This is a genomic window from Aeromonas sp. QDB63 (genome assembly GCF_027707425.1).
In the GTDB taxonomy this organism is placed as follows: Bacteria; Pseudomonadota; Gammaproteobacteria; order Enterobacterales; family Aeromonadaceae; genus Aeromonas; species Aeromonas caviae.
In genome coordinates this window covers 4,610-29,480 of the sequence record NZ_JAPCIS010000014.1, presented here as the reverse complement: position 1 = coordinate 29,480, position 24,871 = coordinate 4,610, and the positions used below count along the sequence as shown (strand labels likewise).

At 61.2% G+C, this 24,871-nt stretch carries 21 protein-coding genes, 3 tRNA genes, 2 pseudogenes and 1 riboswitch; of the genes and pseudogenes, 14 read left to right on the top strand and 12 right to left on the bottom strand.

All coding sequences use genetic code 11. The features are described from left to right. The first annotated feature begins 30 nt into the window (after positions 1 to 30). The 4 genes from PG879_RS11185 to PG879_RS11170 all read left to right on the top strand — a co-directional run bounded on the left by PG879_RS11185 (position 31) and on the right by PG879_RS11170 (position 4,931). Positions 31 to 501, top strand: coding sequence for an FKBP-type peptidyl-prolyl cis-trans isomerase (locus PG879_RS11185; protein ID WP_270830192.1), 471 nt, complete (start codon positions 31 to 33; stop codon positions 499 to 501). A 298-nt stretch (positions 502 to 799) separates the two neighbouring features. Beyond that, complete coding sequence (locus PG879_RS11180; RefSeq protein WP_128345733.1) at positions 800 to 1,567, top strand: DODA-type extradiol aromatic ring-opening family dioxygenase; 768 nt, start codon at positions 800 to 802, stop codon at positions 1,565 to 1,567. A 143-nt stretch (positions 1,568 to 1,710) separates the two neighbouring features. Further along, on the top strand, positions 1,711 to 4,437 hold the full coding sequence (locus PG879_RS11175) for an ATP-binding protein (protein ID WP_270830190.1): 2,727 nt from the start codon (positions 1,711 to 1,713) through the stop codon (positions 4,435 to 4,437). A gap of 89 nt (positions 4,438 to 4,526) precedes the next feature. Further along, a complete protein-coding gene (locus tag PG879_RS11170; protein WP_270830189.1) occupies positions 4,527 to 4,931 on the top strand; it encodes a response regulator in 405 nt (134 codons plus the stop codon). A gap of 258 nt (positions 4,932 to 5,189) precedes the next feature. Here the strand turns inward: PG879_RS11170 and PG879_RS11165 are convergent, their stop codons facing one another. Continuing rightward, positions 5,190 to 5,390 carry a YbfA family protein gene (locus tag PG879_RS11165; protein WP_045523888.1) on the bottom strand — a complete coding sequence of 67 codons (201 nt, stop codon included), beginning with the start codon at positions 5,388 to 5,390 and terminating at the stop codon, positions 5,190 to 5,192. Positions 5,391 to 5,604: 214 nt separating this feature from the next. On the opposite strand from PG879_RS11165, the gene PG879_RS11160 reads away from it, so the two are divergent. Beyond that, the gene (locus tag PG879_RS11160; protein WP_223925359.1) at positions 5,605 to 5,892 is read left to right on the top strand and encodes a hypothetical protein; all 288 of its coding nucleotides are present in this window, start codon (positions 5,605 to 5,607) and stop codon (positions 5,890 to 5,892) included. A 63-nt stretch (positions 5,893 to 5,955) separates the two neighbouring features. On the opposite strand, the gene PG879_RS11155 is transcribed toward PG879_RS11160, so the two are convergent. Then, positions 5,956 to 6,029 (bottom strand) — tRNA-Cys (locus PG879_RS11155). 55 nt (positions 6,030 to 6,084) lie between these two features. After that, positions 6,085 to 6,160, bottom strand: a tRNA-Gly gene (locus tag PG879_RS11150). A gap of 249 nt (positions 6,161 to 6,409) precedes the next feature. Between PG879_RS11150 and PG879_RS11145 the strand changes: the two are divergent. Further along, positions 6,410 to 9,848, top strand: a pseudogene (locus PG879_RS11145) (ATP-binding protein). Positions 9,849 to 10,236: 388 nt separating this feature from the next. Here the strand turns inward: PG879_RS11145 and PG879_RS11140 are convergent. Then, positions 10,237 to 10,326, bottom strand: a tRNA-Ser gene (locus tag PG879_RS11140). A gap of 340 nt (positions 10,327 to 10,666) precedes the next feature. Between PG879_RS11140 and PG879_RS11135 the strand changes: the two genes are divergently transcribed. Together PG879_RS11135 and PG879_RS11130 are read left to right on the top strand one after the other, a co-directional pair. After that, positions 10,667 to 11,584: a L,D-transpeptidase family protein gene (locus PG879_RS11135; protein ID WP_125117417.1), complete on the top strand. Its 918-nt coding sequence runs from the start codon at positions 10,667 to 10,669 to the stop codon at positions 11,582 to 11,584. Between the two features lie 13 nt (positions 11,585 to 11,597). Next, positions 11,598 to 12,590 carry a DUF481 domain-containing protein gene (locus PG879_RS11130; protein ID WP_405695969.1) on the top strand — a complete coding sequence of 331 codons (993 nt, stop codon included), beginning with the start codon at positions 11,598 to 11,600 and terminating at the stop codon, positions 12,588 to 12,590. A gap of 63 nt (positions 12,591 to 12,653) precedes the next feature. On the opposite strand, the gene PG879_RS11125 is transcribed toward PG879_RS11130, so the two are convergent. From PG879_RS11125 to PG879_RS11115, 3 genes are all read right to left on the bottom strand, one after another. Then, positions 12,654 to 13,379, bottom strand: a complete 726-nt coding sequence (locus tag PG879_RS11125) for a MaoC family dehydratase (RefSeq protein ID WP_010673529.1) — start codon at positions 13,377 to 13,379, stop codon at positions 12,654 to 12,656. 236 nt (positions 13,380 to 13,615) lie between these two features. Then, positions 13,616 to 14,563 carry a 23S rRNA (adenine(1618)-N(6))-methyltransferase RlmF gene (gene rlmF / locus PG879_RS11120; protein ID WP_270830188.1) on the bottom strand — a complete coding sequence of 316 codons (948 nt, stop codon included), beginning with the start codon at positions 14,561 to 14,563 and terminating at the stop codon, positions 13,616 to 13,618. Positions 14,564 to 14,714: 151 nt separating this feature from the next. Then, positions 14,715 to 15,203 carry a C40 family peptidase gene (locus tag PG879_RS11115; protein WP_039039319.1) on the bottom strand — a complete coding sequence of 163 codons (489 nt, stop codon included), beginning with the start codon at positions 15,201 to 15,203 and terminating at the stop codon, positions 14,715 to 14,717. Between the two features lie 276 nt (positions 15,204 to 15,479). On the opposite strand from PG879_RS11115, the gene PG879_RS11110 reads away from it, so the two are divergent. Continuing rightward, entirely contained in the window at positions 15,480 to 16,202 is a 723-nt protein-coding gene (locus tag PG879_RS11110) for a 4'-phosphopantetheinyl transferase family protein (protein WP_270830186.1), read from the top strand. Continuing rightward, positions 16,199 to 17,047 (top strand): tetratricopeptide repeat protein, encoded by an 849-nt coding sequence (locus PG879_RS11105; RefSeq protein WP_041214740.1) that lies wholly within the window; start codon positions 16,199 to 16,201, stop codon positions 17,045 to 17,047. Before PG879_RS11110 ends, PG879_RS11105 begins: the two co-directional genes overlap by 4 nt. Positions 17,048 to 17,186: 139 nt before the next feature. Here PG879_RS11105 and PG879_RS11100 read toward each other — a convergent pair whose 3' ends face one another. Together PG879_RS11100 and ribB are read right to left on the bottom strand one after the other, a co-directional pair. After that, positions 17,187 to 17,429 carry an Lpp/OprI family alanine-zipper lipoprotein gene (locus PG879_RS11100; RefSeq protein WP_010634682.1) on the bottom strand — a complete coding sequence of 81 codons (243 nt, stop codon included), beginning with the start codon at positions 17,427 to 17,429 and terminating at the stop codon, positions 17,187 to 17,189. A gap of 225 nt (positions 17,430 to 17,654) precedes the next feature. Then, positions 17,655 to 18,308, bottom strand: coding sequence for a 3,4-dihydroxy-2-butanone-4-phosphate synthase (gene ribB / locus PG879_RS11095; protein WP_010673523.1), 654 nt, complete (start codon positions 18,306 to 18,308; stop codon positions 17,655 to 17,657). A 104-nt stretch (positions 18,309 to 18,412) separates the two neighbouring features. Further along, positions 18,413 to 18,570, bottom strand: a riboswitch (FMN riboswitch). A 209-nt stretch (positions 18,571 to 18,779) separates the two neighbouring features. On the opposite strand from ribB, the gene purU reads away from it, so the two are divergent. Continuing rightward, on the top strand, positions 18,780 to 19,616 hold the full coding sequence (gene purU / locus PG879_RS11090; RefSeq protein ID WP_029313992.1) for a formyltetrahydrofolate deformylase: 837 nt from the start codon (positions 18,780 to 18,782) through the stop codon (positions 19,614 to 19,616). A gap of 58 nt (positions 19,617 to 19,674) precedes the next feature. Here the strand turns inward: purU and PG879_RS11085 are convergent, their stop codons facing one another. Further along, complete coding sequence (locus PG879_RS11085; protein ID WP_270830185.1) at positions 19,675 to 20,943, bottom strand: DUF945 family protein; 1,269 nt, start codon at positions 20,941 to 20,943, stop codon at positions 19,675 to 19,677. Between the two features lie 109 nt (positions 20,944 to 21,052). After that, the gene (gene cls, locus PG879_RS11080; RefSeq protein WP_010673520.1) at positions 21,053 to 22,534 is read right to left on the bottom strand and encodes a cardiolipin synthase; all 1,482 of its coding nucleotides are present in this window, start codon (positions 22,532 to 22,534) and stop codon (positions 21,053 to 21,055) included. A gap of 96 nt (positions 22,535 to 22,630) precedes the next feature. Between cls and PG879_RS11075 the strand changes: the two genes are divergently transcribed. Then, the gene (locus PG879_RS11075; RefSeq protein ID WP_270830184.1) at positions 22,631 to 23,173 is read left to right on the top strand and encodes a DUF1439 domain-containing protein; all 543 of its coding nucleotides are present in this window, start codon (positions 22,631 to 22,633) and stop codon (positions 23,171 to 23,173) included. 4 nt (positions 23,174 to 23,177) lie between these two features. On the opposite strand, the gene PG879_RS11070 is transcribed toward PG879_RS11075, so the two are convergent. Further along, entirely contained in the window at positions 23,178 to 23,618 is a 441-nt protein-coding gene (locus PG879_RS11070) for a GNAT family N-acetyltransferase (RefSeq protein ID WP_223919618.1), read from the bottom strand. Positions 23,619 to 23,960: 342 nt separating this feature from the next. On the opposite strand from PG879_RS11070, the gene PG879_RS11065 reads away from it, so the two are divergent. Together PG879_RS11065 and PG879_RS11060 are read left to right on the top strand one after the other, a co-directional pair. Continuing rightward, positions 23,961 to 24,701, top strand: coding sequence for a lytic transglycosylase domain-containing protein (locus PG879_RS11065; RefSeq protein WP_270830213.1), 741 nt, complete (start codon positions 23,961 to 23,963; stop codon positions 24,699 to 24,701). Positions 24,702 to 24,715: 14 nt separating this feature from the next. Then, a pseudogene (locus tag PG879_RS11060) lies at positions 24,716 to 24,819 on the top strand (lytic transglycosylase domain-containing protein); the annotation flags it as partial. Between the last annotated feature and the right edge of the window lie 52 nt (positions 24,820 to 24,871).

Sequence of the window (24,871 nt, the reverse complement as noted above, 5' to 3'; positions counted from 1 at the left end):
CACTCTGATTTCAAGGAACAGGAAAACCCGATGAAATTCATTCTGATAGCCCTTCTTATCGCCGGCGCCGCCTACTACTTCTACTCCAGCAGCAACAACCGGAAGCTGACGGAAGAGAACGTGCGCAAGGGGGCCGAGTTCCTCGCCAGCAACCAGGAAAAACCCCTGGTGACCACCACCGCCTCCGGCCTGCAGTACGAAGTGCTGACACCGGGCACCGGTACCGTTCACCCCACCGCCACCAGCAAGGTGAAGGTGCACTACGAGGGCAAGCTGCTGGACGGCACCGTGTTCGACAGCTCCGTCGCCCGTGGCGAACCCATCGAGTTCGGCCTCAACCAGGTGATCAAGGGTTGGACCGAAGAGGTGCAACTGATGGTGGAAGGGGAGAAGACCCGCTTCTACATCCCCGCCAACCTGGCCTATGGCGACAGAGCCGCCGGCAAGATCCCGCCGGGCTCAGTCCTCATCTTCGACGTGGAGCTGCTGGGCATTCAATAAACCCGCCCTGGGCCCGCGTTGATCTTGGCGGTGGCGCTGCGGGGCATCCCCTCAGAGGCCACGTCCGACGGACCCTGATCACAACGCCGGCGCACTGCGCCGGCGTTGTCGTTTCTGCCCCGGTCTCCCTCGCCCTGATGCCAGACTATCAACCAAAAGTGAAGAGTGCTTATCCTTAAAGCCTGATTGTTAACCCATCAATAGGGGCAGATAATGACCACATCGTCAGCGGCATGTCGCCCTGGCCTCGGGTTGTCGGTGCGCCGCGCGCATCGGCACAACGCATATGGAGTCTGTCATGTCTATCGCCCCTGTCTGGTTCATCTCCCACGGCGCCCCGGATCTGGTCCTGCGCGATCAGCCCGCGACCCGGTTCCTGAAGCAACTGCGCCTCGAGGGTGCCAGAGGGCTGGTGGTGATCTCGGCCCACTGGTTCAGCCGAAGCGAGCTGCAGATCAACGTCGAGCCCAGCCCGGCCCTGATGTACGACTTCTACGGCTTCCCCGAGCCCCTCTACCAGATCCGCTGGCCCGCGACGAGCCCGCAATGGTTGCAGGAAGCGGTGAGCGATCAGCTGCTGCTGGCCGGCCTGCCCGCCACCCCGGTGCGCCGCGAGCTGGATCACGGGGTCTGGTCCCCCCTCTCCCTGATGGATACGGACAGTGAACTCCCCCTGGTGCAGATCGCCATCCCGGCCAGCTTCACCCCGGCCCAGCTGTGGCAACTGGGGGAGGCATTGCAGGGGCTGCGCGAGCAAGGGATCGGCATCCTCGCCTCCGGCGCCATCACCCACAACCTGCGTGCCCTCGGGCCGGACGGCTCGCCAGTTCCCCAGTGGGCGAGCCAGTTTGCCCGCTGGCTGGAGCAGACCATGGCAGAGGGAGACAGGGGGGCGCTGGAAGATTACCGGGCCCGGGCGCCGGGCGCGGTGGAATCCCATCCCCATGACGATCACCTGCGCCCCCTGTTTGTGGCGCTCGGCGCGGCGGGGGCCGACAGACCCCGAAAGCTGCACGACAGCTGGGATTACGGCAGCCTCTACATGGGGGCCTACCAGTTCGGTTGAGGGCGGGGCGGCCAGGCCGCCCTGCTTGACGTGCTCTCGCCGACGCGCGTGGAGAAATAGCGGACTCGTTATAGCCATTTTCCGGTAGAATGGCCGCCATTGGATGAGGCTTGGCAGGGATGGCTGTCGCGTCGGGTGGCTAGATGAACCTATATCGAACACTGATCCTGCTCTGTCTGCTCTGCCTTCAACCTGTGCAGGCCCTGACCCTGCACAGCCGCTACGATCCCGCCCCGCTGCCTCCCCGCTGGTCGGAGGTGGAGCTCGGATGGCTGCGCCAGCAGTCCCAACTGCGGGTCGGCATCCTGCAAGAGGACTACCGCCCCTTCACCATGATCGCTCGCCAGCGCGTCGAGGGGCTCAGTGCCGACTACATCGACCTGCTGGCCCGGATGCTGGACAAACCCGTTGCCCTGAGCGCCTTCCCCGACAAGGCGCACCTGCTCCGGGCCCTGGCACGGGGGGAGATACACCTCGCCAGCCTCGGCAATCTCACCCTGGCGGACAGTGACACCCGGGCGATCCGCCTGAGCAACCCCTATTTCAGCAGCCCCCTCGTCTTCTCCGTGCCCAGACGTTATCGGGGGGCACTGCTCACACCGGGACAGCGGGTGGCCGCCGTCCGGGATCAGATAGACAGGGCGCGCTTTGGCCGCTACTACCCCACCCTCACCCTGGTGACCTATCCCTCCAACATGGAGGCGTTCGATGCGGTCTTCTTCGGCCGCGACGACATCCTGCTGGGGGATGCCCACGCCACCCACTACCTCAACAGCGAGCGCTTCGACAACCTTCGCCAGCGGGGCGAGGCCCCGCCCGAGCTGGCGCCTGCCGAGTTCCGCTTTGCCGTCCCGGCCACCGAGCCCGCCCTGCTCAGCCTGGTCAACCGGGGGCTGGCGGCCATCGACGACCGGGCGCGCAACACCCTCTTCACCCAGTGGAACGGGCCCATCCGCGACATGAGCGAGCGAAGCGCCGATCTCTATGATGCCGCCGAGCGGGCCTGGATGCGGCAAGCGCCCCCCATCAGGGTGTGGCTGATGGACAACCTCTACCCCTATGGCGCCCTGGATCATGACGGCCAGCTGGTCGGCATGACGGTGGACATGCTGGACAAGATCCGCACACGCACCGGCCTCACCTTCGAGTTCGTGCGGGCAGACTCCGAGCGTCAGCTGGCAAAAGCCATGCAGTCAGGCGCCATCGACCTCATCGGCGCCATCTCCCAGCAGGTGGCCGAACACTACGGGCTGCACACCTCGGTGCCCTACGCCACCGACAACATCTATGTGATCCTCACCCGCCAGGAGGAACAAGGGATCGACACCCTCCGGAGTCTGGCGGGCAAGACGGTGGCGATGACGCACCATGTGCCCCTCGCACAGAGACTGGAGGGCAGCCGCATCACCCAGGTGGAGAGTGCCGCAGAAGCGATGGAGGTGCTCGCCCAGGGACGGGTGGATGCCGCCATCGTGCCCCTCTATTTTGCCCGCCATGCGCTGGACAATGATCCCCAGAGCCCGCTGCGCATCGCCGGCCCCGCCGATGACGAGCCGATCCGGATGGGGTTTGCCAGCCTGCCCGGACAGGGGATGCTGATGGGGATCCTCGACAAGACCATCCTCGCCATCCCCCCCAACGAGCTCGCCATGATGAGTTACGAGTGGCGCAACCGCAAACTGCCGGTTCCCGGCTTCATGGATCGCCACGCCCACATCGTCTACCTGGTGTTCGTGGGGCTCCTCACCCTGGCGCTGGTGCTGCTCTATCGCAACCGCATGTTCAAGCGGATGGCCAGCGCCGAGCAGGCTTCCCGCCAGCAACTGGAGGCCTATGTCAGGTTCATCCGGGCACTGGGGGAGAGCCTGCCCCACCCCATCGTCGTGCGGGACAAGAGCGGCAAGGTGCTGCTGTGCAACAGCAAATACCTGACCCAGCTCGGCGCCGAGCCAAAGGCCATCCTGGGTCAGCCCTTCGCCCAGGGGCTGTCAGGGGTGCTCGATGCAGGCAGCATCGCCGTGCTGGAGCAGGACTTTGCCAGGGTATTGCAGGAGGGGCAGCCCATCTTTGCGGATCGCCTCTTCCATCACAGGGGGACCCAGAGCGACATCTATCACTGGATGGTGCCCTATTTCGACGGGGAGGGGGCCATCAGCGGGGTGATCGACGGCTGGATAGACATCACGGACCGCAAGCGGCTGGAAGAGGCGCTGCGCGAGGCCAAACAGCAGGCCGACAGCGCCAGCCGAGCCAAGAGCGACTTCCTCGCCACCATGAGCCACGAGATCCGCACCCCCATGAACGCCATCCTCGGCATGCTGGAGCTGGCCACCGAGGATCCCGCTCTCAGCCGTCACAGCGGCGAGCTGCTGCGCATCGCCGCCGACTCCGCCAACGGTCTGCTGGATCTGCTGGGGGACAGCCTGGATATCGCCTCCATAGAGGCGGGCCAGATGACCCTGACTCCCACCCCCTGCGATCTCGCTCCCCTGCTCTCGTCCGTCACCCGGGTCTTTGCGGGCATGGCCGAGCAGAAGGGGCTGCTCTATGAGGTCAGGCTGCCCGACACCCCCATGCCAAGGGTGCTGATCGATCCCCTTCGCCTGCGCCAGATCCTCTTCAATCTCATCGGCAACGCCATCAAGTTCACCGAGCAGGGCCGGGTCGCCATCACCGCCACCCTGACCGGGGGCGAGCAGCCTCCTGTGCTGCACCTCACCATCACCGACACTGGAGCCGGCATTCCTGCGGACAAGCTGCCCCGGCTCTTCACCCCCTTCTATCGCGCCCACGGCCAGGGCCAGTTCCCCGGCAGCGGGCTGGGCCTCAACATCGCCCGCATCCTGTGCCAGATGATGGGGGGGAGATAGCCGTTCACAGCCAGGTCGGCGAAGGTACCCGGCTCGAGATAAGGCTGCCCCTCACGCTCGCTCAGCAACCCCCCGCCCCGATCACGGCAATGCCGGCGCCCCAGCCCCACCAGGCTCAACCCCTCCCCCATCGGCTGCATATCCTGGTGGTCGATGACAATCACGCCAACCAGATCCTGCTGCGCCAGCAGCTCAAGCACCTGGGACACGACGTCAGTGTGCGCAGCAATGGCCTGGAGACCCTGCGCGCCCTCGCCAGCCACCCCTTCGATCTGGTCATCACCGACTGCCAGATGCCGGTGATGGACGGCTTCGAGCTGACCCGCAGCCTGCGTGCCCTTGGCCATGGCCTGCCCGTCTGGGGCTTCACCGCCCATGCCCAGCCTCGCGAGCGGGAGCTTTGCCTCGCCGCCGGCATGAACGACTGCCTGTTCAAGCCCATCGGCCTCGCCCGTCTGCGCGCGGCGCTGGCCACCCTTGGGCCTGCGCCCTGAGTACCGCCAGCCCTTCCTCCCGTCATGTCGCACGGGCGCGGCTGAGAATGCGGCTGAGAGTGCGCCGGCGTTTGCCGCATAAAGGATCGCCCACAGGGACAAGAGACAACGTGGACCGGCCATGGATACAAGGCCGGTGGCGGTTCGAGACCCATAAAAAAACCGACACCAGGGTGTCGGTTTTTTATATCGGGAGGTGCGCCCTGCCTGCCTGCCACGCCAGTCTGGCGCCGGGTGAAGCGGGCGTCACGGGGAGGATCAGTAGAAGATCCGCTCCCCTCGCTCGCTCATCTTGAGCCAGACCGGCTTGGTGCTGGTCTTGCTCCAGATGCGGTGCAGGTAACTGTAGAAACGGGCGCGATCCCGGCGAAACAGCATCACCGGGAAGGCGAGCAAACCCGCCACCAAGACGAAGATGCGGCGAAGGATTATCTGAGTCAGGGAGAAGGGATGAAACATGATGTAACGCCTCACTGGTAAGACCACTGAACAAAGATTACGCCAATAATTGTAGGATTACTACACCGACAGCGCCATTTTTTTATTAAAAACGGGGCTAAAAGCCTAAAAATGAAACCGGGTTACATTCTTTAACTAAAAAACAACAAAGGTGGCAAAACGCGGCCCCTGTTCCAGAGTTAACGAGGACTGGACCAGAACGGGGGAACACAGGATGAAACTTGCAGATGCAGCGCTGCTGGGGGCATTGGGCGTGCTCGCCTGGAGCCAGTGGCAGGAGTGGCGGCTCAATCGTGACGATGCCATCGACATCCCCTATCACGGGGTCCCCACCGCCAGCCTGTGGCAATGCGGTTTGCTGATAAAGGAGATGGCCGCGCTGGCAGAACAGGAGGGCGAAGAGAGGTCCGGATCCAGGGGCGAGGCATTGGCCGAGATGGATCAGCATCTGCACAAGACGTGGCAACGGGAGGGTTGTTCACGGCTGACTGACATGCAATGAAGCATCATCCTGGGCCGCCATGGCGGATGGACAACGTCAGTGATGTGGATAACAGGGAGAAGATGGAGGCACGTTCCGGAGTCGAACCGGACTAAACGGATTTGCAATCCGCTGCATAACCGCTTTGCTAACGCGCCATGCTGACAAGGCATTGCCTTGAGAGTGATGTCCATGGTTGGTGCCATGGAGTATTGGAGCGGGAAACGAGACTCGAACTCGCGACCCCGACCTTGGCAAGGTCGTGCTCTACCAACTGAGCTATTCCCGCATTACTGCTTGCGTGCCAGTTGCCTGACAACGAGGCGCATTATACGTACCCCGAGCCCGGGCACAACCCTTTTTTCTCACTTTGAGCCCTTTCCCGTGCTGTTTGCTCACCCTTTAGACGCCTTGGTCGAAAATCCCCCCGCTCCCTGTGACCCGACGAGCGAATTTAAGATAAAGCCATTGAAATAGTTAGCCTTTAGTCAGAAACTCATCGCGCTTAGTAACTGGATTCTCAATTGAAAATCATGCGATGAAATGGAACTTCAGGCCTCGGGGGCTCAGACCGCAGCTGATGCTGGCTTTTTTCATGTTGGGCCTGGTGCCCTTCCTGGTCGTCACCCTGTTTTTCCTCTATAGCCACGGCAAGGATCTCACCACCCAGACCTCCAACCATCTGGTCTCGGTGCGCAACATCAAGAAAAACCAGCTACAAGACTACTTCGGCAACCTCAAGGAGCAGATCATCAACTTCTCCCAGCAGGACTTTGCCGGCAACAGTATCGGTCGCTTCTACGGTTTCACCGGTGCCTTCGAGAAGCTCGGCACCACGCCGCAGGAGGCCCGCGCCCGCGCCCAGGCCCGCTATGTGCCGGGCTCCTGGGACAAGCTGCAACAACCTGACAGTCAGGTGGAGATAGAGCCCTCCATCAGCGCCCTCATCCTGGCGGACGAGATGTATGGCCGCGTCCACCAGCGCTTCCATCGCGGCTACGCCGACATGGTGCGCAAATCCAACTACAGCGACATCTTCCTGGTCGACCTCAACGGTGACGTGGTCTACTCGGTCACCAAGCAGGCCAACTTCGCCACCAACCTGCTCTCGGGCCCCTACCAGTCCAGCGGTCTTGGCAACACCTTCGCCAAGATCAAGCGCCGCCTCGATGGCGGCCAGAAGCCCCAGCAGATCTTCGAGTTCACCGATTTTGGCCGCAACGAGCTGACCGGCCAGGTGGTCGCCTACCTCGCCGCTCCCGTGATGCAGTACGACTATGTGCGCGGCGTGGTCATCTTCGAACTGCTGCCAGACAAGCTCAACCAGATCATGGCGGAGCGGGAGGGGCTCGGCGCAACCGGCGAGACCATTCTCATCGGCCCGGACAAGCGGATGCGCGCCAACGCCTGGCTCGCCCCCGAATTCAGCGTGGAGAACAGCTTCAGCCCCGACTTCCGGCCGCTGCAGACCCCCCTCATCATCAAGGCCCTCTCCGGGGAGCAGGGGGTCGGCCCCTTCCTCTCCTACCACGATGACGAGGTGCTGGCCGCCTATACCCAGGTGAAGATGTTCGATACCGAGTGGGCCTTCATCGCCGAGATCTCCACCAGCGAGGCCTATGCCCCCATCCGCCAGCTCGAGACCCTGGTGATCCTGCTGGGAGCTGGCTCACTGCTGCTGCTGATCCTCTTCTCCCGCTGGCTCTCCCACTCCATCACGGCGCCCCTGCGATCCCTCACCGCCGCCGCCGAACAGGTGGCGGACGGCGCCCTGGATCACCCCATCACCATCCCCCGCACCGACGATGACATCGACCGGCTGGCCCAGGCGTTTCGCCACATGCAGCGTTCGGTGAAGGACAAGATCGAGCTCATCGAACGCCAGACCCAGGAGCTGCAACAGCAGGTCAAGCTGACCCACAAGCAGAACCTCAGCCTGCAACAGGCGGACAAGCTCAAAGACGAGCTCCTGGCCAACACCTCCCACGAGCTGCGCACCCCCATCCACGGCATCAAGGGGATGGCCGAGTCCATGCTCGCCAGCCAGCAGGACCTGACCGAAGGGCAGCAGAAACAACTCGGCCTCATCATCAAGAGCGCCGACGGTCTGGCCCGCCTCGTGGACGACTTGCTCGACTACCACCAGATGCGCTACGGCCAGCTGGAGATCCACCCCCAGCCGGTCTCCTCCAAGGGGGTCATCCGGCTGGTGCTGGATCTCTGCCAGCACCTGGTGCAGGCCAAGCCCCTCACCCTGGTGGACAAGAGCCCCGCCGAGCTGCCCCCTGTGCTGGCGGACGAGCAGCGCCTCGAGCAGGTGCTCTACAACCTGGTGGGCAACGCCATCAAGTACACCCCCCAGGGCAAGGTGGTGCTGAGCGCCCTGGTGGAGGGCAACTTCCTGCGCATCAAGGTGACCGACACCGGCATCGGCATCGCCAGGGACCATCTGGAGCACATCTTCGAGCCCCTGGTGCAGATGAGCCCGGAAGTGAGCAAGCAGGGAGCAGGCCTCGGTCTCTCCATCACCCGCCAGCTGGTACACCTGATGGGGGGGGAGCTGTTCGTGGAGAGCGAGCCGAGCGTCGGCTCCACCTTCGCCTTCACCCTGCCGCTGGCCAGCGGCAAGGCGGGCAGTCTGACCCTCGACAGCCGCCAGATAGAGCACCAGCTGGTGCGCCAGCAGCCCGTCATCCTGCCGGACTGGGAGAGCGAGGATCTGCCGCCCCCGCCGCAAGATGCCCCCGTCATCCTGGTGGTGGATGACGAGCCCATCAATTTGCACATACTGCGCCACCTGCTGCAGCCCTGCGGTTATCGCATCCTGCCCAGCAGCGACGGCCACGACGCCCTGACCAAGCTGGCTCAGGAGCCGGTGGATCTCATCCTGCTTGACGTGATGATGCCCACCCTCTCGGGCTTCGACGTCTGCCGCCGTCTGCGCCAGCAGCACCCCAAGGAGAAGCTGCCGGTGCTGCTGCTCACCGCCCTCAACCAGCCCAAGGAGATTGAAGAGGGTTTCAACGCCGGGGCCAACGACTATCTGGTGAAACCCTTCTGCAAGGAGGAGCTGTTCGCCCGGGTGAGGGCCCTGCTGGAGGCCAGCGCCGGGCGCGCCTCCCTGGTGGAGAACCGCCTGCTCAAACAGGAGATAGAGCACCGTCTGCTGCTCCAGGAGCAACTGCACCAGGATCAGGAGCGGCTCCTCGCCCTGCTTGGCGAGGGGGCCGACCCCATGGTCTTCCTCGATGAGCAAGGAGGGGGTGCTGTTTGCCTCCCGGGCCCTGGCGCGCCTGCTGGGTCAGGAGCCGGAAGCCATGGAGGGGCAGATGCTGGACGAGTGGCTGGCCACCCCGCTGGCAAGCCACTGGCCCGACATGACCGCGCAGCCGGAGCGGGAGCTGGACTTCCTGGTGGCGGGCCAGCGAGACACCCTCAACGCCCGCGCCCTGCCCATCAACCTGGGGGGGCAGCACGCCTATGCGCTGACCCTTGGCACAGAACCGCGCCAGGACGACAATCGCATGGCTGCACTGGAGAACGCCCTCAAGAGCCTCTCTCGCCGCGCCATCATTGAGGATGGCCAGTTGCTGGGGGAACTGAGCCGGCTGGGAGGGGAGTTCAGGTCGCTGGCGGACGATCTCATTCGCCAGCAGGATGACGAACCTCTGCGCCGCGCCCTGGTGGACACCATGCGTCTCACCCTGGAGACCTGGCAGCAGAGCACCGGCAAGGGCAAGACAGTGCTGGCGGAGAAGAGCAAGCTGTGGCGGGTCTACATGGATCGCTCCAGTCCCCAGACCCGCACCCTCGACAAGTACTTGAACCTCGACACCCTGCCCAAGGCACCGCGCTGGAAGACGGTGGTGGCCAGCGCCGAGTACGTGCTCAAGCACTGCGCCCTGAACGAGGTGCAGCACCAGAGTCTGCACCAGAGCACCCAGCGCCTTCGCCAGCTCGCCAGCCGCAAGGCATGAGTCTCCAACCCGCAGCCACGTTGCTCTGATGATGGCTGCGGGATAGAAAACCAAGCACCAATGGCCTGCTCTGGACACATCTACCCGCACGCTTTCTGCACCTCTCAGGGGGATCGCGATGGCTGAGCTCGCGGGGGCGGCCAGATGACCCTGCAGGTGCGGGCCCATTCCCCATCACCATGTTGGTGATGAACCCGGGAGACCTGTCTGGGCCGGCAAGTGGCTAATCAGGTGACATAGACATTCGAGAGAATGAGGTGAGACTTCGCAACCCCATGACCACAGGCCCCAAATCGGGAAAGACATTGGGAGATGGCTGAGCCGGGGATGGACAGAGATGAGATAGAAATGACAAACCCGCGACGGACGCGGGCTTGAGGGGAATAAATGGCGGAGAGACAGGGATTCGAACCCTGGGTGGCATTGCTGCCACAATTGATTTCGAGTCAATCCCGTTCGGCCACTCCGGCATCTCTCCACGGGCACTCATATTGACCCAACCCTAGCCGGGAAATCAATGTAAATCTCGTTGCAGATCAGACGACTGGCGATAAAACCGCCATCCGGCGATCCCGCCCCTCCCAACGCCAGTGACTTTCACCCGGCAACGCCTCCTCGCTCACTGTCTCCACCCTGTACCCGGTTCCCGGCGGGTGAATACGGCGAGCCTGAAGGGCCAGTGACACCCTGTGACGCGCTCGCCACCGCCCTCCCGGCAGTCATGGTGCCGGACTGGTAATCCCCGCGGGATTCGTTGACAATCTCTGCTCATTTTTTGGAAGGGAACCCGTCCCTCACCCCAGCCGATAGGAACAACCATGCTCAACACTCGTATCGTCTCACTGCTGCTGGCTGCCGCCAGCCTCTGGGCCGCACCTGTCTGGTCCAACACCTATCCCCTGCCACCAGCGGACAGCCGTCTCATCGGCGCCTTGGAAGATTACATCGTACAGCCTGGCGATCATCTGGAACTGGTCGGCAAGCATACCCGGACAGGCTTTCTGGCACTGCTCGAAGCCAATCCCGGCGTAGATCCCTATCTGCCCACCCCGGGCACCCGGCTCACTCTGCCGACCCAGATGCTGCTGCCCGACGTGCCGCGAGAAGGCATCGTCATCAACCTGCCTGAACTTCGCCTCTACTACTTCCCCAAGGGCAAGCAGGAGGTGATGGTGCTGCCCATCGGGATCGGTGACATCGGCCGCGAGACGCCGGAGATGACCACCACCGTCATTGCGAAAAATCCCAACCCGACCTGGGTGCCCGGCCCCATGGTCCGCAAGTCCTGGCTGGAGCAGAAGGGGATCGATCTGCCCGCCGTGGTCCCCCCCGGCCCCGACAATCCCCTCGGCAAGTTCGCCATGCGTCTTGGCTATGGCAACAAGGACTACCTCATCCACGGCACCAACAAGGATTTCGGGGTCGGTCTGCGAGTCAGCGCGGGTTGTATCCGGCTGCGCCCGGATGACATCGAAACCCTGTTTGGCCTTGTTCCCGTCGGCACCCCGGTCCGGGTCATCAACCAGCCGGTCAAGATGGCGGTGGAACCCGACGGTCGTCGCTGGCTGGAGGTACACTCCCCCCTCTCCCGCACCGAAGCGGAGATGGCACAAGGGGCGCCGCTGGTGCTCTCCCCCGAAGCCGAGCAGTTCATCGCTGCCCCCGACATCGACAGTGCCCAGGTGACCGCCCTGCTCGAGCGCAAGAGCGGGCTGCCCAAACCCGTGAGCGGCTGAAGGCCTGACCACCATGAACAGAATCAGTCATGTGGTTTGCCTGTTGTTTCTGCTGCCTGGCTCCGCGGCGATGGCGGACATCCTCTGGATGCGCAACGGCGATCGTCTGAGCGGGACCATAGAGGAGATCACGGACGAGCAGATCCGCATCAAGCCCGCCTACAGTCAGGCCATGACGGTCCCGCGCCGCGCCATCAAACGATGGCGTCTGGACAAGCAGGAAAAACCCAAGCCGCTCACCAAGACGGGGATCCCCCTGCTGGACTCTCCTGACGAGGCCAATGCCTGGCTGCTGACAGGGAACGGGGATCTCAACATCAAGCTGAAGGAGAACACCAAGAAGACCAACAACGTCAATCTCAAGGTCTCCACCGAGTTTGCCAATCTGGACTGGCGTTACAGCCTGGATGGCGAGTACATCTACGAAACGGCGAACAACATCACCGACAGCCACGAATACAAGCTCAAACCCAAGCTCGACTTTTTCTTCGACGATCACTGGTTCCTTCGCTCTTCCGTCGACATCGATTACAACATGATCGATGCCGGCTATCTGGAGATTGACTATGCTTCCGGCCCCGGCTACCGCTTCTGGAATGACAGGCAACGCCGGCTGGAGCTCATTACACAGCTCGGTCTGGAGCGGGCCTATTTCAGGCCGGAGGTGTGGAGCAATTCCGACCTGTTTGACGACAGGATCATCAATTACCCCTTCGTCAGCCTGGGGTGGGACTACCGGCAGCCCTGGACCCTCTGGGAAGAAAAATTCGAGCTGTTTGGCAAGGGCAGTTATGAAAAATTCGTCGATCAACCCTCCCCCTACCTGACCAGAAAGCAGTCCGTCAGCGGCAGCCTGGGCCTCAGGTACTATTTCAACGATCACCTGCGCCTCTCCTGGTCAAGCGAACTGGATTGGGACGATGCCTGGCTCGACTACCACGGCCTGCACAGGGATGTGAGCGAGAAGGAGTGGCGTCACCTCATCACCCTGGGAGCGAGTTTCTGACCCGCCAGAAACGACACAGGCCCACCGAAGTGGGCCTGTGTTCATGGACGCAAGACGAGCGCGTCAGAAATAGATCCGGGTGACCGACTCGATGACGCAGCCAGGGCGGCGGATCCCCTCGATCTCTATCTTGATTTCCTTGAGGAGCTCGATGCCCCCCTTGATGGGCGTGACACGCGACAGCTTGGTACGGGCGCGGATATTGCTGTCCACCTTGATGGGGTAAGGGAAGCGGACCTGCTCCAGGCCGAAATTCACCACCATGCGAGCGGTCGGGAACTCCGGCGTGCTCTCGTCCACCGAACCGGTCAACTGGGGCAGCAGGGCCAGAGTCAGGAAGCCGTGGGCAATGGTGGTCTTGAAGGGAGACTCGGCTGCCGCACGCTCGGGATCGGTGTGGATCCACTGATGATCGCCGGTCACGGTCGCGAACTGGTTGATCAACGCCTGGGTGACCTGCAACCACTCACCTACATGGGTCTCTTCACCGATGCGGGTCTGCAACTCGGCATAGAGTGCCGCCGCTTCGCCTTCGAGCTCTACCACGGGATCCTGCGCCAGGGCAGGCTGGCCATTCGCGACCTGGGTGACTCTGGCAGCCTCTTGCTGGCGGGCATCCTGGGACTCCCCCTGCAGATCCAGCACTCTTCCCAGCAAGGGGTGAAGGTGTGCCTTTTGCTGAAACTCACGCCAGTAGTCGCGGATCGCCGGAGAGAGCCAATCCTTGAGCTCAAAGGGGTGTTGCGCCAGAATTTCGCGCTTGTGCTTCAGAAAATCGACAACTTTCATTTACCGATCCCTATTCGATTCAAAGCCTGTAAAGAGGTCTAACCAGTCCTATTTTATGAAAGTTTCATCAGCAAGTACAAAAAAATCTCGGCGTACACCTGTACCAGGCGCGAGAGTGGTTACTAACATGCGAGCAAACACGGGCAGGAAAACGATTGAATGGAAGGCTGCAAACGAATCAACATCTGATCTGAAAAAGAGACGGGGCCCGTGTCGCCACTGAGCCCCGTCCTCGATCATCTCCCCTGGGCTGTCCACCAGGTCTTGCGCTGCCCATCGTCCAGGAAACTCCAGGCGAGGATCCGGCTCACCTTGTTGCCTTGCGCCATCTCGAGCACCCGCACTTCCCGTGCACCGACCCTGACCAGCGCCTTGCGGGCGGCCGGCAGATTTTCCTTTTTCGACACCAGCGAGCTGAACCAGAGGCATTGGCTGGCAAACTCCTTGCTCTGCTCTATCATGGCCGCCAGAAACGCCGCCTCGCCCCCCTCGCACCAGAGCTCGGCCTTCTGGCCGCCGAAATTGAGCACGGGCGCCCCGGCCACTGCCTGGCCCTTGCCCAGGTTGCGCAGCTTTCGCTCCGTCCCCTTGCTCGCTTCCGCCAGAGAAGCATGAAACGGCGGGTTGCACAGAGTCAGGGCAAAGTGCTCCTTCGGCCCCAGGATCCCGCGAAAGACATGCTTGGGGTTACCCTGATGACGGCATGTGATCTGGTTGCCCAATCCATTGCTGGTGGCCAGCAGGGTCGCCGCCTTCACCGACACAGGATCGATGTCTGAGCCCACGAAGCGCCAGCCATACTCCCGGGCGCCCAGCAAGGGATAGATGCAGTTGGCCCCGGCACCGACATCCAGCACTCGAACCTGCTTGCCCGTCGGTACGCATCCCGCGCTCTCGGCCAGCAGATCCGCGGCTCGATGCAGGTAGTCTACCCGGCCCGGAATGGGCGGGCAGAGATAGCCGGGGGGCAGATCCCAATGCGCAATGCCATAGTGCAGTGCCAGCAATGCCCGGTTGAGCGTCTTGACGGCGGCCGGATCGGCAAAGTCCAGGGTTCGGGTGCCGTGCTCGTTGGTGAACACGAAAGGCGTCAACGCCGGGGTACGCAGGCAGAGCGCGTCGAAGTCGTAGGGTGCCTGATGGCGATTGCGCGGGTGCAATCCGGTTTTCTGCTGGGGTGTCATGCTGGACCTGCCGAGGATCAAGGGGGCCACACTATAGAGAGTCGACCAGGGAAAGTCTAAACGAGGGTCATAAAAAAACCGGGCCCTGAGGGCCCGGTTCAAGTGAGGTTGGAAAAACAGTCCGTACTGCGAGCCGTTTGTCCAGCCTGACTCAGATGTCTATCCGGCGTGCCTGCCAGAATTTGCTGCGCCAGTAACTGCTGTCGAGCTTGGAGCGTGTCACCCCGGCGCGGGTGGAGGCATGGATGAATTCGCCATTGCCGACATAGATGCCCACGTGATTGAGGCGGCGGTTGATCTTGAAGAAGACCAGGTCTCCTTCGACCAGATCCTGTTTGGAAACCCGAGTACCTTCATGGACCTGGGAGCGGGTATCACGGGGTAATTCGATGCCGACGGCATTGCGGAACACTTCACGGGCGAAGGCGGAGCAATCGATGCCTCGCTGGCTGCTGCCTCCCATCCGGTAAGGAACGCCGCGCCACTCTTTGTATACGGTCAGGATTTCGTTGACGTCAGGGGTTGGTGAAACTTCGGGTTCAATCACGGGTTCCATCATGGAAACCTCGATCTTGCTCGCGACCTCGGGTTGGGGTGCCGATGCACAACCCACCATTCCGAGCGCGACCAGCAGTAGCATCAGGTGGCGCAATCCTTTATCCCCGCAAAAAGAGTGAAACTTGTTAAAATGCAGCCCGAAAGGGCAATTTATAAGGCAACAGCACCCGACTATATCCAAGAATTCTATCGAGGCAAGCGAAAATCCCAATCGACCTCACATTTTTGCAAGGAAATGCTCTGTTTAGCGCAATTTATGTGATCATGCCCAAACAATATACAATCTTGAAAGCATCGGTTTTGAGCTCATCAAACGGACTGTTATCGCTATTTCACCCCCATTTTTAAGTGAAATATTATGCTATCTGCGGATCTCTATTTGTTAAATACGGCAAGCGTTGATGCAGACCTGGTGATCAGGTTGGCATCCGAACTCGCCCCGGATGAACGCCGTCACTGGCACGAGATCCACCAGGCGGGTCGCCAGCATGAGTACCTGCTCGGCCGGGTGCTGCTGCGCCGCCTGCTGGCCGAGCGACTCCATTGCCGTGCCGATGCCCTGACTTTTGGCATCGGTGCGCATGGCAAACCGACACTGCTCAGTCATCGCTGGCAGTTCAACCTCAGCCACAGCGGAGAGTGGCTGGTGATCGCCCTCTGTGAGGAGGGCCCCCTTGGGGTGGACATCGAGATGGGATTGCGTCACCGCCCCATACTGCCGCTGGCCAAACGCTTCTATGCGCCAAGCGAATACCAATGGTTGAACGCCCAGCCCCGAGAGGAGCAACATTCGGCCTTCTATCGGCTATGGTCTCGCAAGGAAGCTGTGCTCAAGGCCCATGGCGATGGTATTTCCGCCGGGCTCGACAAGATCTGCTTCCTTCCGGAGCAGGCATGGCAGCTCAATAATCACCTCGACAATCGCCGCTATGAAATCCGCGACTGGCCCGCGGGCAGCGGATGGCTCAGCCTGGCTGCCCCGACTCGCCGGGTCGATGCCCATCTGCTGGATGCGCGCTTGAATTCCATCCCGCTGGACCCCATGTTGATCCACACCATTTTTCGAGAGTCAGCCTCATGATCGTCGACATCACTCCCCAGAACTTCCACGCAGAATTGCTCGATGCGTCCATGAAAAAGCCGGTCGTCATCTATTTCCACGCGCCCCAGATGCCGGAGTGCCAGGCCATGACCCCGCAGGTGGAAGCGCTGGTCGGCCCGGCCAATGCAGCGGTGACCCTGGCCAAAGTCGACATGAACGACCCCCAGTTGCAACCTCTGGCCAGCCAGCTTGCCTTGCGCGCACTGCCCGCGCTGGTGCTGTTCCATCAGGGGCGCCCGGATGAACAGGCCATTCTGGAAGGGCCGCAGGATGAAGCCACATTGCGCCAGTATTTCGCCGCCTTTGCCCCCAAAGAGGAGGAGTTGCTGCTCGATCAGGCAAAGCAGGCGCTGGAGAACGGGCAAGCCGATGTGGCGCACACCCATCTTGGCCAGGCCCATCGCCTCGCCCCCGAGCGTCACGACATCACGCTCTGGCTGATACAGGCCGCGCTGGATCTCAATCTCCTTGACGAGGCGCAGAGCCTGCTCTCGACCATCCCCATGGTGGCACAGGATGATCATTACCAGACCCTGAGCTCCCGCCTCTCGCTGGCGCTGCAGGCCAGCGACAGTCCTGAGCTGCGCGCCCTGGAGCTGCGCCACGCTGAACAGCCTGATGACCATGCCCTCGCCCAGGAGCTGGCGGTGCTCTACAGCCAGGTTGGTCGACAAGAGGAGGCATTGGCCCTGTTGTTCACCATCCTCAAACGTGATCTCGCCTTTGGCGATGCCAAGAAGATCTATCTCGATGTGCTGGCAACCATGGGCGCGCACCCGGCGGCGCAGAGTTATCGTCGCAAGCTCTACAGCCTGCTCTATTGAGCGACAGGAAAATCAGAAGAGGGGATGCCGATTCGTCGGCATTGCCTTGTCAGGCGGGTTTCAGCGGGGAAACGCGGTAATTTGATGAATTTCAGGCAAAAAAAATGGCGCATTGAAATGCGCCATTTTTTCGCATGGATTACTTCTTGTAGGAAGTAGCCATGTTGTCGATGCGCTGGTTAGCACGCATAGCTTCTTGCTTGGCTTCTGCAACATCAGCAGCGATCTTGGACTGATCAGCACGAACAGCGCTAACATCTTGAGCCAGTTGGTCAACTTTGTTAGACAGATTCTGAACGGAAGTTTCCAGTTCGCTGGTGTTTGCACAACCGCCCAGCAGAGCGGACAGACCAACAACACCTACCAACAACATTTTTTTCATTTTTAAAAGCTCCCTTTAACTCGCCAGACGTTTAGCAAGCGGCGTGATTATGGCACAAAAAAATCATAGTTTGGATAGGCCTCATCACAGATAAATGCGTTAAAACCCTCATTTTTTTTTAGCTGCACACTTTCCGTACAAACTTTAAGCAAAAATGAGTGTCCCTAGATGAGGTTCGCACAAAGCGTAACCAAAATTTGGGCTTATTACAATTTCGTATGAGGCTCAGGCTGAACGTTCTGACAGCAATTGACGATATTGCACCAGATCTTCGATGGTCAGGACCGGCATCCGGTGCTGGCGACCGAAGGCCACCAGGTCCGGCAACCTGGCCATGGAGCCATCTTCCTTGGTCAACTCGCACAAAACTCCGTAAGGTTTGAGCCCGGCGAGCTGCATCAGATCGACGGTCGCTTCGGTGTGACCACGGCGGGTCAGTACCCCACCCGTACGGGCGCGCAGCGGGAAGACATGGCCGGGTCGATGCAGATCGGAGGGCCGGGCTCCGTCGGCGATGGCCGCGCGGATGGTGGTGATGCGATCGGCAGCGGACACCCCGGTAGTCACCCCCTGCGCCGCTTCGATGGTCACGGTGAAGGCAGTCTGATAGTGGCTGGAGTTGGCCTCCACCATCATCGGCAGCTCGAGCTGGCGAACCCGCTCGTCGGTCAGACAGAGGCAGACGATGCCGGAGCACTCGCGGATCATCATGGCCATCTGCTCGTTGGTCATGGTTTCTGCGGCAAAGATGAGATCGCCTTCGTTCTCGCGATCTTCATCATCGGCCACCAGCACACCCTGACCGGCACGCAGGGCGGCCAGCGCGGCTTCGACGCGAGCAATGGGATCACCGAATTCACTGAGTAGAGACTGATTCATGGTAAGACTCCTAAGAAAGACAAGGACCAGAATCAGGGCATGGAAAGGCAGACAGAAGTAGCCATGCGGCGGCCAACCCGTCAGGGTCTGGCCAGCAATATCTGTCTTATCCTCTTTCATCCGGACTATGACCGTCGGCTCCGGCATCTCACCGGATCTGCTGACCCCGTCCCGGATGAATGCCGGGTCGGGCGCTCGCGGGCTCCCCGAGTCACATCGGGATACCGCCGGTGGGGAATTTCGCCCCGCCCTGAGAATAAGCGCAGACAGCCTAAAGAAAAAAGACGCAGGATGCCAGCCAAAAACCCATCAAAGACAAACCGGGTGCTGGCTGCACTGCAATTTTCGCGCGAGCACCACCCGATACACGGCGCGCTGTCCTTTCTGAATTCGTTTGTGGCATAGTGCCAGCAAAAACGCGCGCGCCCGCGCAGACCGGGTGCCAACATCACAAACGGAATCATGACAGAGATGGAAAAGAAAATACTGCTGACCGATTGCCCCGATGCCAAGGGTCTCATCGCCAAGATCACCAACATCTGCTACAAGCACCAGCTCAACATCAACAAGAACGACGAGTTCGTGGATCACGAAAACGGCCGCTTCTTCATGCGCACCGAGCTGGAAGGGCGCTTCAACGACGAGACCCTGCTGGCCGACCTCGATGATGCCCTGCCTGCCGGCGCCCAGCGTCGTCTCGTCAAGGCGGGCAAGAAGCGCATCGTCATCCTGGTGACCAAGGAGACCCACTGTCTCGGCGACATCCTGATGAAGAACTATGCCGGCGCCCTGGACATGGACATCGTCGCGGTCATCGGCAACTACGACACCCTCGCCGAGCTGACCGGCAAGTTCGACATCCCCTTCCACTGCGTGAGCCACGAGGATCTGAGCCGCACCGAGCATGAGGAGCAAGTGCGCACGCTCATTGATGGCTACCAGCCGGATTACGTCATCCTGGCCAAATACATGCGTGTGCTGACCCCAAGCTTCGTCGAAGCCTATCCGCGCAAGATCATCAATATCCACCACTCCTTCCTGCCTGCCTTCATCGGCGCCCGCCCCTATCGTCAGGCCTTCGACCGCGGGGTCAAGCTGATTGGTGCTACCGCCCACTTCGTCACAGACGATCTGGATGAAGGCCCCATCGTCGAGCAGGACGTGATCCACGTCGATCACACCTTCAGTGCCGATGACATGGCCAAGGCCGGACGCGACGTGGAGAAATCCGTGCTGAGCCGGGCGCTGGAACTGGTGCTGAACGAGCGGGTCTTCGTCTACGGCAACAAGACAGTCGTGTTCAAGTAAGCGGCTGCGCGCCCCCAGAAAAAAGGCTCCCGAGGGAGCCTTTTTCATTGCGCGGCACTCACGGGTGCAGCGGCAGACCATTGACGGTCACGGCCCCTTTGTCGAGCTTGAGCTCGGCCTGAAGCTGTGACTCCTGCGCCTTCAGATATCCCATGGCAGTGAATTGCTCCAGCATGGGGGCCAACTGGGGAACGGCCTGGCCCAGCTTCTCCCCAAGGTGGGCATGAAGCAGACCGGAGAGTGCCTGCATCCCCTCCTCGCTGCCCATCAACTGTGCCAGGGTGGTGGACGCCAGCTTGGCCTCCCCTTGCAGGCTGACAGGCTCACCGTTCAATCGCGCACTCAGATCCGCCAGTTCCAGCGTGGCCCCTCTCTGGAGCATCTTGTCCAGCGCTTCCTGGATGGCCGCTTCGTCCACCCGTTTGCTGCTGGCCTCTTGCAGCGTCTGATACCCCTCGAGATCCAGCCCCTTGAGGGAGAGATCCAGATTTCCCTGGGTCAGCGCGAGCCGGTCTTCCTCGCTCTCCATGTTGAGGGTCGCCACCTTCATCTGATAGCGAGTGGAGAGCGTCTGAAGATCGTCCCCCGCCAGCTCGGTGGCCGTGATCAGCCCCTCCAGCGTGATCTTGACGTTCCCCGGCTGGGTCAGGGTGAAGGCCGTGAGGGTCGCATCGCTGCGGGGAGAGAGCCAGAGCCCGCTGATCTCGGCCATGTCGGCACTGCCCTTGAGATCCGCCAAGGCCAGATCTGTCTTGCTCTGGGCATCGTGGACCGTCATCCCCAACCAGTGGGCGGTGAGATGGCCATTGCCGTCGAGATCCCCGCGATAGTCGCCGTTCAAGGGCAGGAAGGTGAACTCGTTGAGCCCCTCCTTGACCTTGAAGTCACTCACCCAGAAGCGGGAACTGTTGCTCATGGTCCAGAGGCTGCTCGCCGATTCTGCCCCCAGTTGCCACTGCTGCATCCCCAGAGAAGTCAGGATGGGCGCCAGCGTGCCCTGTGCGGTATCAAGCTGGAGGTGGCTCTTGATATAGAGCGGCAACAGGCGGCTGTTGAACGCGAACTGCATCTCGATGGGTTCGCTTCCCGCCAGCTGGGGATCAAAACTCGCCAGCGTCTGGGGCGGCACCACCACCTTGAGCACGCCGTCGCGGGTGAACAGATTCTCCGTCTCCGGGCTCCAGGTGACCTCGATCCCGCTCTCCTGCTGCGCCCTGGCGATCTGCTCGGCCAGGATCCGGTCGAACGTATTGCCCGTGTACCAGCAGGCGCCAAGCCCTCCCACCACCAACACGGCTCCGACGGCCAAGGCCACTTTTTTCTTCATCAGTTCTGTTTCTCCACAATGGTTCAATGGCGGGTGCATGGGCGCACTCTACGGGGAGGATGGGCATCAACACAAGCCAGACAACGGCTTGGGTTCCACGCTCTGGCTGTCACAGCAGGGGGCTGAACAGGTAGAAGATGTTCTCAAGCAATTTTTTGTACCAGGGGCGGGCACGCCACCTGGTCAGCGACATGGGGGTCGCCTCCAGCATGTAGCCCTGCACCAGCTGGTTCATCTCGGCGACAAACACCGGGTTGTCGATGAGCAGGGTGATCTCGAAATTGAGCCAGAGACTGCGCCGGTCGAGGTTGACCGTGCCCACCAGGGCGAAATCATCGTCCACCAGCACGCTCTTGGTGTGTAGCAGTCCGGCATCATAGCGGTATATCTCCACTCCTGCCGCCAGCAGATCCTCCATGAAGGAGTTGCTGGCGTGGTTGGCCATCAGTGAGTCGTTGCGCGCAGGCAGAACTAACTGTACCAGCACGCCGCGGGCCGCCGCCGAAGAGAGGGCCGCAGCCAGCGGATCGTCCGGCACGAAATAGGGGGTGGTCAGCACCAGATGGTGACGAGCCTGGTAGATGGCGAGCAGCAGGCTCTGCTGGATGCAGTCACCGCCGACGAAGGGACCGGAGGGAATGAGCTGGGCCCGGTAGTTGGTCTGGGGCCAGGCTTCCGGCTCATGTTGCAGACTGTCGAGCAGCCGCTCGCCGGTCTCCATCTCCCAGTCCCAGACGAAGGTGGACCACATCAACGGCACCACGGGGCCCTGCACCCGGATCATGATGTCGACCCACTGGCCGACCCCGGCATCCTGCTTGAAGAAACGGGGATCCACCATGTTCATGGAGCCGGTATAACCAACCTTGTCATCGATCACCACCAGCTTGCGGTGCATACGCAAGTCCTGGCGCTGAAACGGGATACGCCAGGCGCCGACCGGCAACACTTCCACGACTTTGACACCGGCGGCACGCAAGGTTTTGGGCCAGGAGGAGCGGAAGAAGGTCTTGCTGCCGATGGAGTCGAGCAAGACACGACAATCCACGCCGCGTGCCGCCACCTCCATCAACGCCTCGCACACCTCGTCCACATCCCCGCCGGGGTGCCAGATGTAGAACTCCAGATAACAGGATTGGGAGGAGCCCCGGATGTCGCGCACTATCTCCTCTACGATGCTCTTGGGCTTGTGCAGCAGGGTCATCCGGTTGCCCGAGAGCATGGGCATGGCCAAGCGCCCCTGGATCAGATCGTGGAGCGGGCGTGCCTTGCTGCCCACCTCACAGCAGTGCTGGGGGAAGAGGCGCGCGAGCTGGCGGATCCAGATGGCGTAAGGACGGTACATGGCCTGGGCCCGCTCCGCCCGCTTGCGACCAAGGCGTATCTCGCCAAACAGCACGTAGAAACCGACCCCGGCGAAGGGGATGGCATAGATGAGGGCCAACCAGGCGAGGGATACCCCGATGGGACGTCGCTTCATCACCACCCTCAGGGAGATCCCTGCCACGATCACGGTGTGAAACAACAGCAACAACCAGCCGAGAAAGCGGGAAAACAGCAACTGAATGTCGTATTCCAGACCGTCGAGCAAGGCGACTCCTTGGTGTATTGGACAGATGGCACGGGCAGACCCCACAGGGTCGGGATGGTATGCTATGGGGCACACCCATTCTATCAGGTCGTTAGCATGATCCTGCAATCTATGCTGCTGAGTCTGGCCATGCTAGGTCAAGGCTCATATGACATCAATGAGCAGCAGATAAATCAGTACCTGCAATCCCAGGTGCAAGTGGACAAACAGCTGGAATTGCCCGGCATCATCAAGGCCCATGTGCAACTCGAGCAGAGCGATGTGCAGATTGGTCGCCAGAGCCCGGATACCGCCAGGGTGTTTGGCAAAGGCAAGTTGAAAATCGCGCTCCCGGATCAGACCGAGTACGACGCGCGCCTCAACATGACCTATGAGGCGAGGCCCCGCTACGACAAGGCCAGGAGTGCGCTCTTCCTCGACAACATGAAGCTCATCGATTACAAGCTGGAGCCTGCCGCGGCGGAACAGAAGTTTGGTTTCATGCTGAGGATGCTGCTGCAAAGCATGGAGAAACGGCTGGAGACCCAGCCTGTCTACAAGCTGGATGACAAGGACCCCTATCAGGCCTGGCTCAAGGAAAATTTGCTGGGGCTGGAGCTGTCACCAGGCAAGATCCACCTGCTGACCAAACCCCAATAAGACGTCAGTTGAAAACAGGCGCCTTCGCCTGACGCACCAGCAGCTCGATCTGGTAACCCTGTTCGTGCTGCTGGTGATAGTGGGAGTGAAGGGGTCCGTCGAGTTCATGCAGGGGAAGGTGGTCAAATCCCGCCTTGAGGTAGAAGGGTTTCTCGAACGGCAGGGCGTGACAGATCACGGGCTTGTCGGAAAGATCGCGGCAGGCATGCTGCAGCAAGCGGGACCCCAGCCCCAGGGACTGGTAGTGAGGGAGCAGACGAAAGCCGCACAAGTGGTAGTAATCCTGTTCATCGCGCAGGCGCACCGCCCCCACCAGCCAGTGCGCATCACGAACCACAAAAATCCGTTCTGCCAAATCCGGCACATAGTGGGAAAACGTCGTCTCGTAATAGTCTCTGATGAGGGAAAGATCCGCATCACAGTACTCTTCGAATCTGAGCTCCATCGCTCGCCTGCTTGTCATGCCCATTTCGCTCTGGCCATACCGGCCCTCTCCTGCTCGCTCTCTGGCTCCACGAAGAGATCTGACCAGAGTGGAGCAACAGCAAGATAACACGCCTTTAACTTACAAAAAAGCCAATAACTCGATGGAAAAGACGAGGTTGCGATCATGCGTCCCTTGACGCCATGAGCCGCGCCCCTTGTCCTGAGTGAGCACACAGGCGGGACGTCCCTCTGCCATCACATTTCCAGCCTCCCCTGTTCACGGGAACTTGTTCTGCGCCATCCCGAATGCTTTACTCAACGTGGCTAACGAGGCTTAAGGAGCAAGCCGTTGAAAGCATGGATGTTGCTGGGCATGATGCCGCTGTTTTCCCACACAGCCCCGGCTCAGATACCGCCACCGGCAGAGGTGGTGATCCTGACCCCGGAGACGGCTGTCTCCTCCCCGGTTCCCACGCCGCGTACCGTGGCACTCACCACGGCGCCGCTCCCCTCCCCTGAACCCGCCAAGCCTGCAAGCCGTCAGATCCAGGTCTACAAGTCGGTACAAAAGAACGGGGTCATACGCTATTCCGACATGATGCCGGAGCAGGTTCACTACGAACTGCTGTTGTTCAACGACTGCTATGCCTGCGATCCGGCGTCCAAGGTCAACTGGCGCACGACAGGCCTCTTCCTCTATGACTACGCCAGCACCATACAGGCGGCAGCCAAGGCTTATCAGGTCGAGCCTGCCCTCATCCGGGCACTTATCCATGCCGAGTCCGCTTTCAATCCTCTGGCCGTCTCCCGCAAGGGCGCCATGGGACTGACCCAGCTGATGCCCGCCACGGCGCGCGAGCTCGGGGTCGGCAACGCCCTGCTGGCGGAGCAGAACATCTTTGGCGGGGTGAAATACCTGGCGGGTCTGCTCAAGCAGTATGACGGCAATGTGGCCCTGGCCACCGCCGCCTACAATGCAGGCGCCGGTGCGGTGCAAAAACACGGCGGCATACCGCCCTATGCCGAAACCCGGGCTTATGTGGAACGAGTCAAGCTGCTGCATCAGCGCTACAAAGAGATGCTGAGCGCCAAGGGGTTGTAGGACCGGTACGGTACAAGCACGGCGGCATCCCTCATTGGCCGAAACCCGGGCTTATGTGGAACGGGTCAAGCTGCTGTATCAGCGCTACAAGGAGATGCTGAGCGCCAAGGGGTTGTAGGACCGGTACGGTACAAGCACGGCGGCATCCCTCATTGGCCGAAACCCGGGCC

Excerpts from the sequence above, each read along its gene's own strand:
- PG879_RS11185 (WP_270830192.1), top strand. The coding sequence starts at position 31 with ATGAAATTCATTCTGATAGCCCTTCTTATCGCCGGCGCCGCCTACTAC.
- PG879_RS11180 (WP_128345733.1), top strand. The coding sequence starts at position 800 with ATGTCTATCGCCCCTGTCTGGTTCATCTCCCACGGCGCCCCGGATCTG.
- PG879_RS11175 (WP_270830190.1), top strand. The coding sequence starts at position 1,711 with ATGAACCTATATCGAACACTGATCCTGCTCTGTCTGCTCTGCCTTCAA.
- PG879_RS11170 (WP_270830189.1), top strand. The coding sequence starts at position 4,527 with ATGCCGGCGCCCCAGCCCCACCAGGCTCAACCCCTCCCCCATCGGCTG.
- PG879_RS11165 (WP_045523888.1), bottom strand. The coding sequence starts at position 5,390 with ATGTTTCATCCCTTCTCCCTGACTCAGATAATCCTTCGCCGCATCTTC.
- PG879_RS11160 (WP_223925359.1), top strand. The coding sequence starts at position 5,605 with ATGAAACTTGCAGATGCAGCGCTGCTGGGGGCATTGGGCGTGCTCGCC.
- PG879_RS11135 (WP_125117417.1), top strand. The coding sequence starts at position 10,667 with ATGCTCAACACTCGTATCGTCTCACTGCTGCTGGCTGCCGCCAGCCTC.
- PG879_RS11130 (WP_405695969.1), top strand. The coding sequence starts at position 11,598 with ATGAACAGAATCAGTCATGTGGTTTGCCTGTTGTTTCTGCTGCCTGGC.
- PG879_RS11125 (WP_010673529.1), bottom strand. The coding sequence starts at position 13,379 with ATGAAAGTTGTCGATTTTCTGAAGCACAAGCGCGAAATTCTGGCGCAA.
- rlmF (WP_270830188.1), bottom strand. The coding sequence starts at position 14,563 with ATGACACCCCAGCAGAAAACCGGATTGCACCCGCGCAATCGCCATCAG.
- PG879_RS11115 (WP_039039319.1), bottom strand. The coding sequence starts at position 15,203 with ATGCTACTGCTGGTCGCGCTCGGAATGGTGGGTTGTGCATCGGCACCC.
- PG879_RS11110 (WP_270830186.1), top strand. The coding sequence starts at position 15,480 with ATGCTATCTGCGGATCTCTATTTGTTAAATACGGCAAGCGTTGATGCA.
- PG879_RS11105 (WP_041214740.1), top strand. The coding sequence starts at position 16,199 with ATGATCGTCGACATCACTCCCCAGAACTTCCACGCAGAATTGCTCGAT.
- PG879_RS11100 (WP_010634682.1), bottom strand. The coding sequence starts at position 17,429 with ATGAAAAAAATGTTGTTGGTAGGTGTTGTTGGTCTGTCCGCTCTGCTG.
- ribB (WP_010673523.1), bottom strand. The coding sequence starts at position 18,308 with ATGAATCAGTCTCTACTCAGTGAATTCGGTGATCCCATTGCTCGCGTC.
- purU (WP_029313992.1), top strand. The coding sequence starts at position 18,780 with ATGGAAAAGAAAATACTGCTGACCGATTGCCCCGATGCCAAGGGTCTC.
- PG879_RS11085 (WP_270830185.1), bottom strand. The coding sequence starts at position 20,943 with ATGAAGAAAAAAGTGGCCTTGGCCGTCGGAGCCGTGTTGGTGGTGGGA.
- PG879_RS11075 (WP_270830184.1), top strand. The coding sequence starts at position 22,631 with ATGATCCTGCAATCTATGCTGCTGAGTCTGGCCATGCTAGGTCAAGGC.
- PG879_RS11070 (WP_223919618.1), bottom strand. The coding sequence starts at position 23,618 with ATGGAGCTCAGATTCGAAGAGTACTGTGATGCGGATCTTTCCCTCATC.
- PG879_RS11065 (WP_270830213.1), top strand. The coding sequence starts at position 23,961 with ATGTTGCTGGGCATGATGCCGCTGTTTTCCCACACAGCCCCGGCTCAG.